12 protein-coding genes are annotated in these 17,139 nt (G+C 73.5%); 9 read left to right on the top strand and 3 right to left on the bottom strand.

Annotation, left to right across the window (positions count from 1 at the left end):
• Positions 1 to 73: 73 nt before the first annotated feature.
• Positions 74 to 637, bottom strand: coding sequence for a GtrA family protein (locus NE236_RS09340; protein WP_252841462.1), 564 nt, complete (start codon positions 635 to 637; stop codon positions 74 to 76).
• Positions 638 to 867: 230 nt separating this feature from the next.
• On the opposite strand from NE236_RS09340, the gene NE236_RS09335 reads away from it, so the two are divergent.
• The 4 genes from NE236_RS09335 (at position 868) to NE236_RS09320 (ending at position 7,975) form a co-directional block, all read left to right on the top strand.
• The gene (locus tag NE236_RS09335) at positions 868 to 2,742 is read left to right on the top strand and encodes an RNA ligase family protein (RefSeq protein WP_252841461.1); all 1,875 of its coding nucleotides are present in this window, start codon (positions 868 to 870) and stop codon (positions 2,740 to 2,742) included.
• Positions 2,729 to 5,629 carry a poly(A) polymerase gene (locus NE236_RS44370; RefSeq protein ID WP_252841460.1) on the top strand — a complete coding sequence of 967 codons (2,901 nt, stop codon included), beginning with the start codon at positions 2,729 to 2,731 and terminating at the stop codon, positions 5,627 to 5,629. The genes NE236_RS09335 and NE236_RS44370 overlap by 14 nt, the downstream gene beginning before the upstream one ends.
• A gap of 175 nt (positions 5,630 to 5,804) precedes the next feature.
• Positions 5,805 to 6,506 carry a response regulator transcription factor gene (locus NE236_RS09325; protein ID WP_252841459.1) on the top strand — a complete coding sequence of 234 codons (702 nt, stop codon included), beginning with the start codon at positions 5,805 to 5,807 and terminating at the stop codon, positions 6,504 to 6,506.
• Complete coding sequence (locus NE236_RS09320; protein ID WP_252841458.1) at positions 6,506 to 7,975, top strand: sensor histidine kinase; 1,470 nt, start codon at positions 6,506 to 6,508, stop codon at positions 7,973 to 7,975. Before NE236_RS09325 ends, NE236_RS09320 begins: the two co-directional genes overlap by 1 nt.
• Here NE236_RS09320 and NE236_RS09315 read toward each other — a convergent pair.
• On the bottom strand, positions 7,950 to 8,285 hold the full coding sequence (locus NE236_RS09315; protein ID WP_252841457.1) for a YnfA family protein: 336 nt from the start codon (positions 8,283 to 8,285) through the stop codon (positions 7,950 to 7,952). The genes NE236_RS09320 and NE236_RS09315 overlap by 26 nt on opposite strands.
• Positions 8,286 to 8,507: 222 nt before the next feature.
• On the opposite strand from NE236_RS09315, the gene NE236_RS09310 reads away from it, so the two are divergent.
• Positions 8,508 to 8,927 (top strand): VOC family protein, encoded by a 420-nt coding sequence (locus NE236_RS09310; protein ID WP_252841456.1) that lies wholly within the window; start codon positions 8,508 to 8,510, stop codon positions 8,925 to 8,927.
• 334 nt (positions 8,928 to 9,261) lie between these two features.
• Here the strand turns inward: NE236_RS09310 and NE236_RS09305 are convergent, their stop codons facing one another.
• Positions 9,262 to 9,975, bottom strand: a complete 714-nt coding sequence (locus NE236_RS09305; protein WP_252841455.1) for a TetR/AcrR family transcriptional regulator — start codon at positions 9,973 to 9,975, stop codon at positions 9,262 to 9,264.
• Positions 9,976 to 10,068: 93 nt separating this feature from the next.
• Here NE236_RS09305 and NE236_RS09300 point away from each other — a divergent pair, with 93 nt between their 5' ends.
• From NE236_RS09300 to NE236_RS09285, 4 genes are all read left to right on the top strand, one after another.
• Positions 10,069 to 11,061 (top strand): zinc-dependent alcohol dehydrogenase family protein, encoded by a 993-nt coding sequence (locus NE236_RS09300; RefSeq protein WP_252841454.1) that lies wholly within the window; start codon positions 10,069 to 10,071, stop codon positions 11,059 to 11,061.
• A gap of 278 nt (positions 11,062 to 11,339) precedes the next feature.
• On the top strand, positions 11,340 to 12,002 hold the full coding sequence (gene imuA' / locus NE236_RS09295; RefSeq protein ID WP_252841453.1) for a DnaE2-dependent mutagenesis accessory factor ImuA': 663 nt from the start codon (positions 11,340 to 11,342) through the stop codon (positions 12,000 to 12,002).
• 211 nt (positions 12,003 to 12,213) lie between these two features.
• Positions 12,214 to 13,755 carry a DNA polymerase Y family protein gene (locus NE236_RS09290; RefSeq protein WP_252841452.1) on the top strand — a complete coding sequence of 514 codons (1,542 nt, stop codon included), beginning with the start codon at positions 12,214 to 12,216 and terminating at the stop codon, positions 13,753 to 13,755.
• Between the two features lie 29 nt (positions 13,756 to 13,784).
• A complete protein-coding gene (locus NE236_RS09285; protein ID WP_252841451.1) occupies positions 13,785 to 17,069 on the top strand; it encodes an error-prone DNA polymerase in 3,285 nt (1,094 codons plus the stop codon).
• Positions 17,070 to 17,139: the final 70 nt, after the last annotated feature.

The raw sequence follows: 17,139 nt of genomic DNA, 5'->3' as shown, positions 1-17,139 counted from the left end.
CCCGCTGATAAGACCGGCCCGCCGCCTCACACGCCCGCCGGGTGGGTGAGCGCGCAGACCTCAGTGGCGTGGATCAGGCGACGAGCTCGGACTCCTCGTCGGCGGGGGTGGGCAGACTCCCGGCGCTCGCCGCCGTGACGGTGCCGCCAGCGGTCTTCTCGTGCGGGAACACCCACTTCTTCATCGCCCACCAGCGGAAGGCCATCCCCATCAGGGTGCCGATGATCATGCCGCTGAGGAAGTCGGAGACCTCCTGGGTAACGTGGCTGACGTTCGGGTACTTCAGGTCGAACGCGTAGCGCGCCAGGCCGAGCGGGCTGACGTTGACGGCGATCCCCAGGGCACTCACCGCGAAGAACAGCACCGCCTCGACGTGACGGCTGCGGCCCCCGCGGGCCCGGAAGGACCAGCCGCTGTTCAGCAGGTACGACGCGATCGTCGCGACGATGATCGCGATCGTGAGCGCCGTCACGGGCTTGGTCTTCATGACGGTCAGCTTGAGCCCGTAGTTCACCCCGGCGGTCAGCACGAAGGTGACGCCACCGGTGAAGGCGAACTTCACCAGCTCACGGTGCTTGATCAGCAGCGGGCGCAGTGGCGCGGGGACTCGGGAGAGAGTGATCCGGGTAAGCGACACCCGGGCAGTCTACGGGCCGCGGGCCACCGGATGTGTCCGTCCTCCGACATGTCGGGACCGGTCGCGCGGTATCCGCCCATTCAAGACCGTGCGCGTCACCGGTCGTCCCGCCGGGCACGGACCGGCGAACGCACGGGCCGCCGGAAATCCGATGGATTCGCCGACCCGCCCGCCTTTATGGTCGTCGCGGCCCTGAGAATCGGTCACCAGGTCGTCGGCAGGAGCGGATCATGCGAGTGCACTACCCCCGCACTCCCCACCTGCCCTGGTCGCCGGGTGTCGGCCCGGACGACGTGCGCGCCGTCGACCTGTCCGGCTTCGCGGGCCGGGACGTCGTCGTCACCGAGAAGCTCGACGGGGAGAACACCACGATGTACGCGGACGGGCTGCACGCCCGTTCGACGGACAGCGGGCACCACCCGTCCCGCGCCTGGGTCAAGGCGCTGCACGGGAGGATCGCCCACCGGATACCGGACGGCACGCGGGTGTGCGGGGAGAACCTCTACGCCCGGCACTCGATCGCCTACCGGGACCTGGAGGGCTGGTTCTACGCCTTCTCCGTGTGGGACGGCGACCACTGCCTGGACTGGGACCGCACCGTGCGGTTCGCCCGGCGGCTGGGCCTGCCCGTCCCCACCGTGCTCTGGCGCGGCGTCTTCGACGCGCGGGCCATCCGGGCGCTCCATCTCGACACGGAGCGGCAGGAGGGCTATGTCGTGCGCACCGTCGGCGGCTTCCACCGCGACGAGTTCGCCCGCCGGGTCGCCAAGTGGGTACGGCGCAGGCACGTGCGCACGGACCGGCACTGGATGCTCGGTCCCGTCGTCGAGAACGGCCTGGGCACCGCCGCCGCGCTGTGGCAGGCACGTTCGGGGGCGATTCCGGACCCGGCGGCCCTCCTCGGCGCGGTGGGGATGACGACGGCCGACCTGGCCGCCCCCGCGGTCGCCCCCGGCGCACTCGAAACCGTCTCCAGTGCTCCTGAAACCGTCCCCGGCGCGTCCGAAGCGCTGCTCCCGGCGCGGGAGGCGGCCGGCGAGCGCGCCGACGACGTGTCCGCCCGCCTCGACCTCCTGGGGCGTTCCGGCGACGAGCGGCTGGCGGGCCTGCTGGCGGCCCTCCTCCACGATGCCGACCGGGCCCGGCTGATGCCGCGGCTGGCCGGGCCGCTCGGCGTGCCCCTCGCCCGCCGGGTCGCGGACCTCGTCGGCCTGCACACCGGCCTGCACCGTCCCTTCCCCGACGAGGCGCGGCGCACCGGCCTGAGACGCCTGTCGGCCATGGCCGACGTGGGCGTGCTGCACGCGGTCGCCGCCGCGACGCTGACCGGGCGCGACGACGCCGAGGCCGCCGAGGCGCGCGAGCAGGTCGGCTGGTCCGAACTGCACGCCGACGAGGCCGGGCTCCTTGCCGAGTCGCCCCTGGAGCCGCTGCGGGCCGGCCTGCGCCAGGCGCTCGACGACGCCCCCGGTATCGATCGGGACGCGGCGGACCGCTGCTGGGCCGAGGCGCGGGAGGCGTACGCGCTGGGCCGGATCTCCACGCCGGAGGAGGCCCTGGCCCTCACCTGGCGATGGCGGTCCGGCGCCTTCCCCCGGCTCGTCGTCATGACGGGGCCGTCGGGCAGCGGGAAGAGCACCTTCGCGGCGGGCCTTCCCGGCATCGGCGCGGTCGTCTCGCTCGACGACCTGCGCCAGGCCCGTGGCTCCCGTGCGGACCAGCGGGCCAATCCGGAGGTCCTCCGGGCCGGGCTGCACCGGCTCGGCGTGCTCCTCGCGGAGGGCACGACCGTCGTCTGGGACGCCACGGCGCTGAACCGGCACCAGCGTTCCCTGGTCCACGCCGTGGCCCACCGGCACGACGCGCTGACGACGCACGCGGTCATGCTGGTCCCCGGCGACCTGCTAACGCGGCGTAACGCCGACCGCGATCACCCGGTGCCCCCGGACGTGCTCTCGGCCCAGCTTCGCCGCTTCTCTCCGCCCTATCCCGGTGAGGCGCACCGCACCTGGTACGTCGGCCCGGACGGAACCGTCGGCGACGTCGCCGGTGCCATCGACGACGAGATCCACCCGAACACCAGGAGCGACCGTGCGGACCAGTGAGGAGATCTACCACCGGATCCGCTGGGACCCGCGCTTCGACCCCGCGCGGTTCCTGCTGGGGATCAACGTCCGCGGTGCTCCGCCCAAGCGCGTCCCGCTGCCCGCGTTCGTGCCCGGCGGCGACGTCCCGTGGCACCGGATCCTCTTCATCGAGGCCGACGGCGAGGTGGTCTGGGACCGTCGGGCCGGCGTGGACCGCGTCGACGTGTCACCGGCCGGCCGGGTGCGGGAGGCCCGCAGGCTCCGGGCGCCGTTCTTCACCGCCAGGACGCCGGTGGCGTGGGACCCCGTCGCGGGCTGGCGTCCGGCCGAGCCCGTGCCCGCCGGCCCGGCGCCGGCCCGCCTGCGGGTGCTGACGTGGAACACCCTGTGGGACCGCTACGACGCCGACCGCATCGACACGGCCCGCCGCAGGCCGCTGCTGCTGGAGTCCCTCGAACGGGCCGACGCGGACGTCATCGCGCTGCAGGAGGTCGAGGCCGGGCTGCTCGACATGCTGCTGCGGGCACCCTGGGTCCGCTCCGGCTACACGCTGGGCACCGATCCGGCGGGGCCCGACGTCGATGAGACCGGGCTCCTCCTGCTCAGCCGCCTGCCCGTACGCGAGGCGGGCCTGCACGTCCTCGGCCCGCACAAGGGCGTCGCGGCCGTCACCGTGGAGTCCGCCGCCGGGCCGGTCGTCGTGGCGGCGACCCATCTGACCAGCGACCACGCCGAGAACGGCGCCGCCCGGCGCGAGGCGGAGCTCGCGCGGCTCGCCGAGGTCCTGGCCGGCGCGGACGGGGACGTCGTCCTCCTCGGCGACTTCAACGACGGCGGCGCCGGCCCGGCCGACGCACTCGGCGTGCGGGACGCCTGGACCGAGGTCCACGGCCCCGCCGACCCGGCCGTGACCTTCGACCCGGCGGCCAATCCGCTGGCCGCCGTGTCGTCGCTCTCCGGCCGGGCGTCCCGGCTCGACCGGGTGTTCCTGGGCGGCTCCGGCCTTCGCGCCACCGCAGCGCGTCTCCGCGGGGACTCCCCGATGACGCCGGACGGCCTGTTCCCGTCCGACCACTACGGCGTCGCCGTCGACGTCTCCGCCGACGGTGCGCAGCCGTCCTCCGGCCTGTCCGACGTACGGCCGACGGCGCGGACGGCGGTGGTGTGGATCCCGCCGGAGGACGTCCGGCCGGCGATCCAGGAGATCCGCCGGGACCACGACCCCCGGTTCGACCGGTGGCCGCCGCACGTGACCCTGATGTTCGGCTTCGTGCCGGAGTCCGAGTTCGACCGGGCGGCGCCGCTGCTGTCCGCCGCCGCGACCGCGACCGCCCCGTTCACGGCGCGGCTCGAGGGCGTCCGCGCCTTTCACCACCGGGACGGCGCGACGATCTGGCTCGACCCGGCCGCGGGCGGAGCGGCCCCCTGGGCGGATCTGCGCGACGCGCTGGAGCACGCGTTCCCGCGCTGCCGGGGCGAGAGTCGTGTTCCGCACCTGACCCTGGGAAGGACGCGGGACGCGGAGCGTCTCATCGCCCGCTGCGCCGCGCGGCTCGGTGGCGTGTCCGCCCACGTCGGCGAGCTCGTACTGCTGTCGCGCCGGGGCGACGAGCCGATGCGCCCCAGGGCGACCGTCGCCCTGGGAACGGGCGAGATCCACTGGCTCGACGACGGGGCGCCCCCCGTAAAGGGCCGGGGAACGTCGCCGAAGCGGCACCCCGGGGACACACCCGCGCGGACGGTCGAGACCGATCCGCGCCCCGCGCCGGCTCGGCCGCGCGCGGCCGAGCCGGTCTCGGAGCGGCTCCGCGCCTTGCTGGCGGAGGGCGTCGTCGAGGTCATCGGGTCCCGGCGCATGGACTGTGCCCTGACCGGCGCGGACCTGGACGTGGTGGTGGCGCTGCCGGGGACGCCCGGCCCGGCGGACGTCCGGGCGCGTGTGACGGCGGCGCTGCCGGAATCGACCGGGATGCGGCACGTGACCGGCGCCCGGGTACCCGGCCTCCGGTTCCGGTACGCCGGGCTGGACGTCGATCTCATGGTGGTCGCCGCGGGGAGCATCGCCCCGGCCGAGGCGGTGACACGCCGCATGGAGTTGGACGAGGCGTCCGCGATCGCGCTGAGCGCCGTCAGCGACGCCGACGCGCTCCTGACGGCGGTCGGCGAGCACCGCGACCGGTTCACCGGGCTCGCCCGGTGGGTGAAGGCATGGGCGAGGTCACGCGGCCTGGACTCGGCTCCGTTCGGCGGCCTGCCCGGCCTGGCCTGGACGATCCTGGCGGCGCGCACGGCCCGGGAGGCCGGAGGCCTCCAGGAGAGCGACCTGCTCCGCCACTTCTTCGGCACCTGGGCCGCCTGGGACTGGCGGCACCCGGTCCTGCTCCGGCCGGAGCGGTCCGGGCCGGACCCTGTGGTGCCGGCGGCCGTCCGGATCATGACCCCCACCGCTCCCGTCCGGTCGTGCGCCGACCAGGTCGGCGACGGCGGGCGGGACCTCCTGACGCGGGAGCTCTACCGCGCCTGGGAGATCCTGGAGGGGGCGGGAACCGACCGGGAGCCGCCAGCCGGGCTCCTGTCGCCCCCGCCGATGCACCGGCGGCACGCCGCGTGGGCCGTCATCACCGTACGAGAGACGCCTGCGGAGGAGTTCGGCGTGACGCTCGGCCGCGTACGAGGCCGGGCCCGGGCCCTGCTCGCCGCACTGGAGGACGCCGGGATCGCGGACGCGCACGCCTGGCCCCGGCCGTACGAGACGGGACCGGGGCCGACGCGCTTCGCGGTGGGGCTGGGCCGCAGGCCCCCGGACGCCACCGGGCTCGCCGCGATCGCGGGCCCCTGGGCCTCGACGTTGCGCGGCGTCGGCGTCGAGTGGGCCGAATGCGGTGAGGTGCCGACGCTCCTCTGACCCTGCGTGGGCGGTGTCAGCGACCGGCCGCCACCGGCTCGGGTCCGGGCTCAAGTGGCAGCGGGGCGGGCCGGACGCGCAGCCTGCTTGTCGGGCGCCGTGTGCCCGTTCTGGGAGTTCCCTGTCACAGGATTCTCACAGCGTTCTCACAGAAGGGCGCGGGACACTGGGCGCCGTGACCGACCCCACCATCCGGGTGCTCGTCGTCGACGACGAGCCCTACCTGGCCGATCTGGTCGCCACGGCGCTGCGGTACGAGGGATTCGAGCCCGCCGTGGCGGGCACGGGCGCCGAGGCCCTGACCCAGGTGACGGCGTTCCGGCCGGACCTCATCGTGCTGGACGTGATGCTGCCGGACGGGTCCGGGCTCGACACCTGCCGAAGGCTGCGCCGGAACGGGTGCGAGGCGCCCGTGGTGTTCCTGACCGCCCGCGACGCCACCGAAGACAAGATCACCGGGCTGACGGTCGGTGGTGACGACTACGTCACCAAGCCGTTCAGCCTCGAGGAGCTCATCGCCCGGATCCGCGCCGTACTGCGCCGGACGAGCCGCCCGGGCGGCGCCGCCACCGCACGGCTCGCCTTCGCCGACCTGGAGATCGACGAGGACGCCTACGTGGTGTCCCGGGGCGGCACGACCCTGGAGCTCACGCCGACCGAGTTCAAGCTGCTGCGGTACCTCGTCATCAACGCCGGGCGGGTGCTGTCGAAACGGCAGATCCTCGACCACGTCTGGAACTACGACTTCGGCGGCAACGACGGCGTCGTCCAGACGTACATCAGCTACCTGCGCCGCAAGGTCGACGCCGTCGATCCGCCGTTGATCCACACGGTGCCGCGCATCGGATACGTCCTGCGCCTGCCCCGGGCGTCGTGATGTCCCTGCGCAGACGCCTCATCCTGACGCTGCTGGGCCTGCTCGCCGCCGGGCTGGCGGTCGCCGCGGTGGGCAGCTTCGCGGCGCTGCGGTACGACATCGGCCGCCGGACCGACCGGCAGCTGAACGCGGTCGGCCTGGCGATGGAGACGGCGCTCGGCGACCGTGCCGACGGCTCCGTCCGGGTGGCCACGAAAGGCGTCTGGCTGGTCCAGGCGCTGGCCGCCAGCGACGCCATCCCGTCCTTCATGCAGATCCGCATGGCGGACGGCCGGATCCTCCAGACGTTCACCGCGCTGGACACGCCGCCGCTGCCACAACACCCGGCCCCCCGGCCCGCGACGGCCCGGAACACGGACGGCGCACGGTTCTTCAAGGTCGACGGCCTGCACCCCAAGACGGACTGGCGGATCCGCGTCTCCCGGCTTCCCAGCGGGCGGATCCTGCTCATCGGCATGCCCACGAGGGACACCGAGAGCGCCATCAGGCACCTGGCGAGGGTCGAAATGATCGTCTCGTCCATCGCGCTGGCCGCCGTCGGCCTCCTCGCGCTCCGGTCCATCCGCCGCGGCCTGCGCCCGCTGGAGGAGATCAGCGACACGGCCCGCGCGATCGGCGCCGGCGACCTGTCCCGCCGCGTGCGCCGCGCCGAGCCGCGCACCGAGGTGGGGCGCCTCGGCCAGGCGCTGAACGACATGCTCGGCCAGATCGAGACGGCGTTCCGGGAACGCGAGGCGTCCGAGGAACGGCTCCGGCGGTTCGTCGCCGACGCCTCCCACGAGCTGCGCACGCCCGTCGCCACCGTCCGCGGGTACGCGGAGCTGTTCCGCCGAGGGGCGGCCGAACGCCCCGACGACCTGGCCAAGACCATGGCCCGCATCGAGGCGGAGGCCGAGCGGATGGGGGTGCTCGTCGACGAGCTGCTCCTTCTGGCCCGGCTCGACCAGGGACGCCCGCTCGAACGCGAACCCGTCGACCTGGCCCGGCTCGCGGCGGAGGCCGTGGCCGGCACCCACGCCGTCGAACCCGACCGGCCGATCGACCTGGAAACAGCGGGCGGGGCCGTGGTGCTCGGCGACGCGATGCGCCTGCGCCAGGTCCTCGACAACCTCCTCGCCAACGTACGGCGGCACACGCCCGCGGGCGCCCCGGCCACGGTACGGATCGGCGTCGCCGACGGCCAGGTGGAGATCGCCGTGACCGATCACGGCCCCGGACTGACCGAGGGCCAGCGCGAGCGGGTCTTCGAACGCTTCTACCGGACCGACCACTCCCGCTCCCGCGAACACGGCGGGGCCGGCCTCGGCCTGTCCATCGTCGCCGCCGTCGCCAAGGCGCACGACGGCACGGTCGGCGTCACGTCGGCGCCGGACAAGGGCGCGACGTTCACCGTCCGCCTCCCCCGAGCCCCGTCCTGTGCGGAGCGCCCGGGTGATACGGGTTTCAGTGACCGCGCGGGGCGTACATGATGACAGCCATCCCGGCCAGGCAGATCAGGGCGCCGATGACGTCGAAACGATCGGGACGGTATCCGTCGGCGACCACTCCCCAGGCGAGCGACCCGGCGACGAAGACCCCGCCGTAGGCGGCGAGGACCCGCCCGAAGTGGGCGTCGGGCTGGAACGTGGCGACGAACCCGTACAGGCCCAGCACGACGATGCCCGCGCCGATCCAGGGCCAGCCGCGATGCTCACGGGCTCCCTGCCACACCAGCCACGCCCCGCCGATCTCGAACAGGGCCGCGAGGACGAACAGGGCGACGGAACGGGCGACGAGCACGGCGAAAGAGGTCCTTTCCCAGCGGATCCAGGGACGACGGATCGTCCTCCGGCCGATTCTCCCTCGCAGGATCGGCGAGGCCGGCCTTGGCCCGCCAGGCAACCGGCTGGATGCCGGACCGACGGCCTACGCTGGTCATGACAGCGCGCCCGCGTAGCTCTCATCTACGCCGCCGCCTCGGCCGACCGGGCTTTCGTCCGGAGCACAGTCCTTGGAGAGATCATGACTTCTCGACTGAACCCGTACCTCAGCTTCAACGGCAACGCCCGCCAGGCGATGGAGTTCTACGCCGACGTGTTCGGCGGAAACCTCGCCGTCAACACCTACGCCGGGTTCGGCGCCGAGGATTCACCCGACGCCGACCGGATCATGCACGCGATGCTCGAGACCGACGCCGGTTACACGATCATGGGTGCCGACATCCCCAGCAGCATGGAGTACCGGCCCATGTCGGGTGTCTCGCTGAGCCTCAGCGGCGACGACGCCGATCTGTTGCGCGGTTACTGGGAGAAGCTGTCCGCGGCCGGAACCACCACGATGCCGCTGCAGAAGCAGGCCTGGGGTGACGAGTTCGGCATGTGCGTCGACCAGTTCGGCGTCTCGTGGATGGTCAATATCAGCCAGCCGGCGGAAACCCCGTAGTCGCACCCGAGGCGGAGGAGGCCCGCACGACCGGCCGGGGTCTGGCCGACCACTTCGGAGCGCCGCTCCACTGACGCGGTCGGCGAATCGCAGGACGTGCGGAATGCTCGGTGAACGGAGCCGTGTCGGCAGGCGAATCGGGACGAAGTCCGCTCACTCGGCGACCTTTACCGAGCGCTCCGCACGCCGCTCCCCCGCCGGGATCTCCCAGCGTTAGTTGGCGATCGGGCTCGATTTCCAGCACTGTCGGCGGGCCGAGGAAGGTCGCGTGCCGCGCCGGGGAGCCCCTGGGGTGTGAGGGGTCGGTCGCTTGATGGCGGGAAGGCCCGCCTGCTTACTTCGGTGGTTTGAGGCCCAGCGATTTGGCCAGGTCGAGCATTTCGGCGTGGTAGAGCTTGGCGGGCTCGCGGGTCTGCGGGCCGAGGTGACCGTAGATCTCCAGGGCGATCAGGCCGTGCATGCGGCCCCAGACGCGGAGGGCGAGGGCAAGGGCCGCGGGCGGAAGGTCGGGGAATGCCTCACGGACCGTCGCCACCAGGGTCGGGGCGAAGTCGGACCATTGATGATCGCCGGTGGACTGGAGGTTCTCGGCGTGCGGCCAGGCGGCGGCCACCAGTCCGGCAAGCCCCAGGCAGGCCCGTTTGGCGGCTTCGGGAGCGGGCCCGGTCTCGGGTGCCTGGTATCCGGCGACGGGATCGCCGTAGATCAGCCGGAAGCCCTCCGGGTTGGCCAGCGCCCACTCGCGTACGGCCTGTCCCCAGGCCAGGATCCGGCCGGCGGCATCGTCCGGCGGGCAGGCGTCACGGGCGGCCTCCACCTGATCCACCAGTGACGTGTAAACGTCGTTGATCAACGTGGTGATGAGCGCGTCACGGGTTTCGAAGTAGCTGTAGATCGCGCTGCCGCTCATCGCCATCTCGCGAGCGATCGCGCGCAGCGAGATTGCATCCGCACCGCCGTCGGTCATGAGCTTCAACGCGATCGCCTTGATCTCCGCGATGGTCTGCGCCCGAAGCCGCGCCCGCCTGCCAGGTATCTGCTCGTCCACGCTTGACACCTTACAGCGCTCCAGTACAGTACGCCGCATGAATATTGAACGGTGCACGGAAAACGAGCGCCGCCCGATAAGGATGGGATGCCGATGATGGCCACGGCGGTGCTGTTCGACGAGCTGGGCGGCCCCGAAGCGCTGCGCCTGGAGAAGGTACGGATCGGCGAACCCGGCGAGGGACAGGTACAGGTCCGGATCGATGCGATCGGGCTGAACCGGTCCGAGGCGTTGTTCCGCGCCGGCGGGTACTACTACCAGCCGACACTGCCCGCCTCACGGCTCGGAACCGAGGCCGCCGGAGTGGTCGAGGCCGTCGGATCGGGCGTCGACGACTTCACTCCCGGTGACGCGGTCAGCATCCTGGCCACCGGCATCAACATGTCCAGCCACGGCATTTACGGCGACCGGGTCAACGTCGCCGCCCGCAGCCTCCTGCGACGACCGGACTCGGTGGACGCGATCACCGGAGCCGCCGTATGGCTGTCCTACCTCACCGCCTACGGCGCTCTGGTGGAGGTCGGCCGGATGAACCCGGGCGATGAGGTGGTCATCACCGCCGCCTCCAGCAGCGTCGGAATGGCGGCCATCCAGATCGCCGACCATCTCGGCGCCGTCCCCATCGCCGTCACCCGCACCGCCGCCAAGACAGACCGGCTGCTGCGGGCCGGAGCCGCGCACGTCCTGGCCATGGACGAAGGTGACCTGGTCGAACGAGTCCACGCTCTCACCTCAGACCGTGGCGCACGGCTGGTCTTCGACTCCGTCGGCGGGCCCGGCCTGGCCGACCTCGCCCGGACGGTGGCCCGGGACGGCATATTGATCGTCTACGGCTGGCTCGACCCGCGACCTGCCCCCTTGCCGATGAACTGGCCGCTCAACATCTTCGGATTCGGCCTCAACGTCGTCACCGACGACCCGGCCGCCCTGCGCCGCGGGGAGGCGTTCATCAACGCCGGCCTGCGCTCCGGCGCCCTGAAGCCGGTGATCGACGCCACCTTCGACCTGGCCGACATCGCCGATGCCCACCGGCACATGGAAGCGAACGGCCAGCTCGGCAAGATCGTCGTCACCGTCCAGCACTGACAGCGAAGGAACACGCCTGCGAGCAGCGCCCATGCCGATCTCGTGCACCAGCTGATCGACTCGGCCTGATCAGCCAGCCACCACCTGGCGCCGTTCTCCCAGCCCGACGCCGGGAGAACGGCGCTCTCACACAGGCGATCCACACCGTCATGGCGCCGACATATCCATCGTGACCATGGCGTCTTCGGCGCTGGAACGGTCCGCGCGGTCGGCCGGGTCCGACGTTGCGCGCGGCGATCGACTTGATTTCAGTCGAATAGATGTTCGATGATTGTCGAGTGAGCGAGCTATCGTCGCAGGTCACGGAGGGCTTCTCGGCTCTGGCCGGCATGGAGCCGATCCCTGTGCTGCCTGCGCTGCGCGCGATTGTCCCGGGGGGCGGGCTGCGTCCCGGCACGGTCACCGGCGTGGACGGCTCGACCACTCTGGCCCTCGCGCTGGCGGCCGGGCTCGGGGACCGGTGGTGTGCGATCGTCGGCCTGCCGGAGGCGCACGTCCTCGCCGCGACGGCGTTCGGCGGCGAGGACGGCGGCCTCGACCCGACACGGGTCCTGCTCGTCGACGATCCGGGACGACGGTGGGCCGACGTGGTCGCCGCGCTGACCGACGGCTGCGCGATGGTGCTCGTGCGGCCACCGGAGGAGCCTCCCGCGCACGTGGCCCGGCGGCTGACCACGCTGGCGCGCCGGAACGGGTGCGCGCTGGTCACGACCGGGCCGTGGGCGGGCGCTGCCCTGCGGCTGCGCGTCGAGACGAACCACTGGTCCGGCGTCGGGGACGGCACCGGCCACCTGCGCGGACGCCGTGCGCTCGTGGCCGTCTCCGGGCGCGGCGCCGCAGCCCCCGGCCACCGGGTCTGGCTGTGGCTGCCCGGCCCGGACGGTGCCGTTGCCGTCGCCGAGCACGAGGGACCGGCGCGTCTGGAGGCCGTCGCGGGATGACGCGTCCACCACTCTCCGACGCGCCGGGTCCCGGCGGCGAGCCGGCGACCACACGCCGCGCACTCCTCAGGCCAGAACCCGACGGCGGGCCGATGACCATGCGGCGTTGGGCGGTGACCGTACCGCGCGCACTCGTCCCGTCGGCCCCCGGCAGCGGACCGGCCACCCCGCCGCGCGCACTCGCCGCGCGCCAGGCAGCGGCGGTGGGCCGGTGACCGTACCGCGCGTGCTCGTCGTGTGGTGCCCGGACTGGCCGGTCACGGCGGTGGGCCTGGAGGCGAGCACCCCCGCCGCGGTGGTCGCCTCGGGCCGGGTCGCGGCGTGCTCGGCGGCGGCGCGCGCCGCGGGCGTACGCCGGGATCAGCGGCTGCGCGACGCCCAGCGGCACTGCCCGGACCTGGTGATCCACGACCGCGACCCCGACGCGGAGGGGCGGCTCTTCGAAACGGTGGCCGCCGCCGTCTCGGCCATCACCCCCTGGGTCGAGGTCGTACGGCCCGGCGTCTGCGCCATCCCGGTGCGCGGCGCGGCCCGCTACCACGGCGGCACCGACCGGGACACGGCGGAGGAGTCGCTGCGGATCCACGTCCAGGACACCGTGGTCGAGCGGGGTTTCGACTGCGGCGTGGGCATCGCCGACGGCCTGTTCGCCGCCGAGCTGGCCGCGCGCACCGCGAACGGCGGCCTGATCGTGCCAGCGGGCGGCACCGCGGACTTCCTCGCGCCGTACCCGGTGAGCGTCCTGGACCGGCCGGAGCTCGCCGACCTGCTGCCCCGGCTCGGCATCCGTACGCTGGGCGCGTTCGCGGCCCTGCCGGCCCGGCACGTCGCGGGCCGCTTCGGCACCGACGAGGTACGCGCGCACCGGCTGGCCCGTGGCCTGGACGCCCGGCCGCCCGCCCCCCGGCCGCCGCACACCGATCTGAGTGTGACGACGGAGTTCGACCCGCCCGCCGTGGCGGCCGAACAGGTCGTCTTCGCCGCCAAGACGCTCGCCGAGCACCTGCACGAGGCGCTCGCCACCGAGGCCCTGACCTGCGTACGGATCGGTGTCGAGGTGACGGACGCCCACGGGCGTACGCAGTCACGGCTGTGGCGGCACGACGGGGCGCTGTCCGCCCTCGCCGTCGCCGAACGGGTCCGCTGGCAGCTGTCGTCCTGGGAGACCTCCCCCGACGAGGAGGGCGTCGGCGGCATCGTCTCGCTGCGGCTCCTGCCCGACCAGCTCGTCCCCGACGAGGGACGGCAGGAGGCGCTGTGGGGACAGGTCACGGTCTCCGACCGGATCATGCGGGCGGCCGCGCGGGTCCAGGCCATGCTCGGCCATCAGGCGATCGTCCGGCCGTTCCCGGTGGGCGGGCGCGGGCCCGGCGAGCGCGTCGTCCGGGTGCCGGTCGGCGACCTCCCGCCCAAGCCGGGCGCGTCGGAGGGCCAGTGGCCCGGGCGCATCCCCGACCCGGCGCCGGCGGTGGTCCATCCCGAACCGCTGCCCGTCCGCGTGACCGGCGCCGACGGCGCGCCGGTCACGGTCAGCGCCCGCTGCGTGGTCTCCGCCCCGCCCCGCCAGATCGAGATCGCCGGGCGCGTCCTGCCGGTGACCGCGTGGACGGGCCCATGGCCGGCCCGGGAACGCTGGTGGGACCCGGCGCGGTTCCGCCGCCGCGCGCGGTTCCAGGTCGTCACCGCCGACGGCGGCGCGCGCCTGCTCATCGTCGAGGGCGGCAACTGGTACATCGAGGCCGACTATGCCTGACCGCTATCGGCACGCTTCCGGGAGCCGTCATGGGGTTCGATAACCCGCGGATCCCGTGGCGGGAGTTCGAGCGGCGGCTCTCCTGGGGCTCGCCCCCGCCCGTGGAGCGGCCCGCCGCCCCGGCGGAACGGCCCGCGCGGCCCGTGCGCCTGCCGCCGCGCGCGGGCGGGTGGGCGGAGCTGCACTGCCACTCGTCGTACAGCTTCCTCGACGGCGCCTCCAGCCCCGCCGAGCTGGTCGAGGAGGCGGTCCGGCTCGGCGTGGAGGCCCTGGCCATCACCGACCACGACGGCATGTACGGGGCCGTGCGGCTCAAGGAGGCCGCGAAGGGGACCGGCGTGGGCACGATCTTCGGCGCGGAGCTGAGCCTCGACCTGCCCGCCGCCGCTCCGGGCGAGCCCGATCCGGGCGGGCGGCACCTGCTGGTGCTGGCCCGTGACGTCGAGGGGTACGCGCGGCTGAGCGCCGCGATCAGCCGGGCGCAGCTCGCCGGTGGGGAGAAGGGCCGTCCCGTCTACGACCTGACCGAGCTGGCGGCTTCGCACGGGGGGCACTGGGTGATCCTCACGGGCTGCCGCAAGGGCGCGGTGCACGCGGGCGAGAACCCCGAGGGGGAGCTGCGCGCGCTGATCGAGCTGTTCGGGCGGGAGAACGTCTTCGCCGAGCTGATCGACCACGATCAGCCCCTGGACGACGCGCGCGACGACGCCCTGTACGACCTCGCCCGGCGCGCCGGGATCGGCGTCGTGGCCTCGAACAACGTGCACTACGCCGCGCCGCGGGACGCCCCGCTCGCCCAGGCGCTCGCCGCCGTACGGGCCCGGCGCGGCCTCGACGACATGGAGTCCTGGCTGCCCGCCACCGGCACCGCGCACCTGCGGTCGTCGGAGGAGATGGCGGCGCGGCTCGCCCGCTTCCCCGGCGTGCTGGAGCGGACCGTTGAGCTCGCCCGCTCCTGCGTCTTCGACCTGGACCTGGTCGCGCCGAACCTGCCGGACTGGCTCGTGCCCCCCGGGCACACCGAGGCGACCTGGCTGCGTCACCTGGTCGCCGAGGGGGCGCGCGAGCGGTACGGAACGCGGCGGCAGGCGCCGAAGGCGTACCGGCAGATCGCCCGGGAGCTGAACGTCATCGAGCAGCTCGGCTTCCCCGGCTACTTCCTCATCGTGCACGAGATCGTGGAGTTCTGCCGGGACAACGACATCCTGTGCCAGGGCCGGGGATCGGCGGCGAACTCCGCGGTCTGCTACGCCCTGGGCATCACCGGCGTCGACGCCGTGAAGCACAACCTGCTGTTCGAGCGGTTCCTGTCGCCCGGCCGGGACGGGCCGCCTGACATCGACCTGGACATCGAGAACCGCCGCCGCGAGGAGGTCATCCAGCACGTCTACGAAAAGTACGGGCGCGACCGGGCCGCCCAGGTCGCCAACGTGATCACGTACCGGCCGCGGATGGCCGTCCGCGACGCCGCCCGCGCGCTCGGCTTCTCCCCCGGCCAGCAGGACGCCTGGTCCCGGCAGCTCTCACCGCTGTATTTCACCCCCGTGGCCACACCCCGCCGCCCCCCAGAACCCCTGCCACCGGACGGCATCCCGGAGGCGGTCACCGCGCTGGCCGACCGGATGCAGCGGCTCCCCCGCCACCTCGGCATCCACTCCGGCGGCATGGTCATCTGCGACCGGCCGATCGGCGAGGTGTGCCCGGTCGAGTGGGCGCGGATGCCCGGCCGCAGCGTGCTGCAGTGGGACAAGGACGACTGCGCCGCCGTCGGGCTGGTCAAGTTCGACCTGCTGGGCCTGGGCATGCTGGCGGCGCTGCACGACACGTTCGACCTGGTCGGCGAGTTCCACGGGCGGCGCTACGACCTGCACACGATCCCGCCGGACGACCTGGACGTGTACGCGATGCTGTGCGACGCCGACACGGTCGGGGTGTTCCAGGTCGAGTCCCGCGCGCAGATGGCGACGCTGCCCCGGCTCAAGCCCAAGACGTTCTACGACCTGGTCGTGGAGGTCGCGCTGATCCGGCCCGGCCCGATCCAGGGCGGCTCGGTCCACCCGTACCTGCGCCGCCGGAACGGTCAGGAGCCGCCGGACATCCCGCATCCGCTGATGAGGAACGCGCTGGAGCGCACCATGGGCGTGCCGCTGTTCCAGGAGCAGATGATGCAGCTGGCCGTGGACTGCGCCGGGTTCACCCCGGCGGAGTCCGACGCGCTGCGGCAGGCGATGAGCGCCAAGCGCGCGCCCGAGCGCGTCGAGCGGCTCCGCGACCGGTTGCTGAGCGGCATGGCCGAGCGCGGCATCCCCGCCGGGATCGCCGAGGAGGTGTACGAGAAGATCCTCGGCTTCGCCAGCTTCGGGTTCCCCGAGTCGCACGCGCAGAGCTTCGCGCACCTCGTGTACGCCAGCGCGTACCTGAAGCGGCACTACCCGGCGGCGTTCACCGCCGGGCTGCTGCGCAACCAGCCGATGGGGTTCTACAACCCGCAGACCCTGCTCGGCGACGCCCGCCGGCACGGCGTACGGATCCTCGGCGTCGACGTCAACGCCAGCTCCGACCAGGCGACCCTGGAGGGCCCGTACACCCCCGCCGGGGACCTCCCGCACGCTCCGGGCGAGCCGCAGCCCGCGATCCGCCTGGGCCTGTCGGCCGTACGCAACCTCGGCGAGGACGCCGCGAAGAGGATCGCCGCCGGCCGGCCGTACGCGGACCTGGAGGACCTGGTGCGCCGGGTGCCGCTGTCCACGGCGGCGCTGGAGGCGCTCGCGACGGCCGGCGCGTTCGGCTGCTTCGGCCTCGGCCGCCGCGAGGCGCTGTGGGCGGCGGGCGCGCTGTCCCACACCCGCCCGGACCACCTGCCCGGCACCGCGCCGGGCACCGCCGCGCCCGAGCTGCCGGCGATGACCGTGATCGAGCAGACCATCGCCGACCTGTGGGCCACCGGAACGTCCCAGCACCACCCGATCGCCCACGTCAGGGCCGCCCTCGACGAGCGCGGCGCCCTCCCCCTGGCAGCCGTCAAGGGCGTGCCCGGCGACACGAACATCCTGGTCGCCGGAGTCGTCACGCACCGGCAGCGCCCGGGGACCGCCAACGGCGTGATCTTCTTCAACCTGGAGGACGAGACCGGCATGCTCAACGTCCTGTGCCGCCCGCAGATCTGGGAGCGCTTCCGCAACATCGCCTTCCAGGCGCAGGCCCTGCTCATCCACGGCCGCCTCGAACGCCACGACGGCGCCGCGAACCTCATCGCCACCCGCCTGCAGCGCCTCCCCGTCGCCACGACGACCCGCAGCCGCGACTTCCGCTGACCCCACCGGCCACGTCCTTTACGTTGTAGATCAGGCAAACGTCCAGTTCGGCCTCGCCAACTGCTGGGGC

The sequence above is a fragment of the Actinoallomurus purpureus genome, from assembly GCF_024055795.1.
Classification (GTDB): Bacteria; Actinomycetota; Actinomycetes; order Streptosporangiales; family Streptosporangiaceae; genus Actinoallomurus; species Actinoallomurus purpureus.
The sequence above is the reverse complement of the archived record's forward strand: the minus strand, read 5'-3'. Positions and strand labels throughout refer to the sequence as shown.

Bases quoted from the DNA above. Each gene is read 5' to 3' on its own strand.
- NE236_RS09320 (WP_252841458.1), top strand. From the start codon at position 6,506: ATGTCCCTGCGCAGACGCCTCATCCTGACGCTGCTGGGCCTGCTCGCC.
- NE236_RS09300 (WP_252841454.1), top strand. From the start codon at position 10,069: ATGATGGCCACGGCGGTGCTGTTCGACGAGCTGGGCGGCCCCGAAGCG.
- NE236_RS09335 (WP_252841461.1), top strand. From the start codon at position 868: ATGCGAGTGCACTACCCCCGCACTCCCCACCTGCCCTGGTCGCCGGGT.
- NE236_RS09285 (WP_252841451.1), top strand. From the start codon at position 13,785: ATGGGGTTCGATAACCCGCGGATCCCGTGGCGGGAGTTCGAGCGGCGG.
- NE236_RS09310 (WP_252841456.1), top strand. From the start codon at position 8,508: ATGACTTCTCGACTGAACCCGTACCTCAGCTTCAACGGCAACGCCCGC.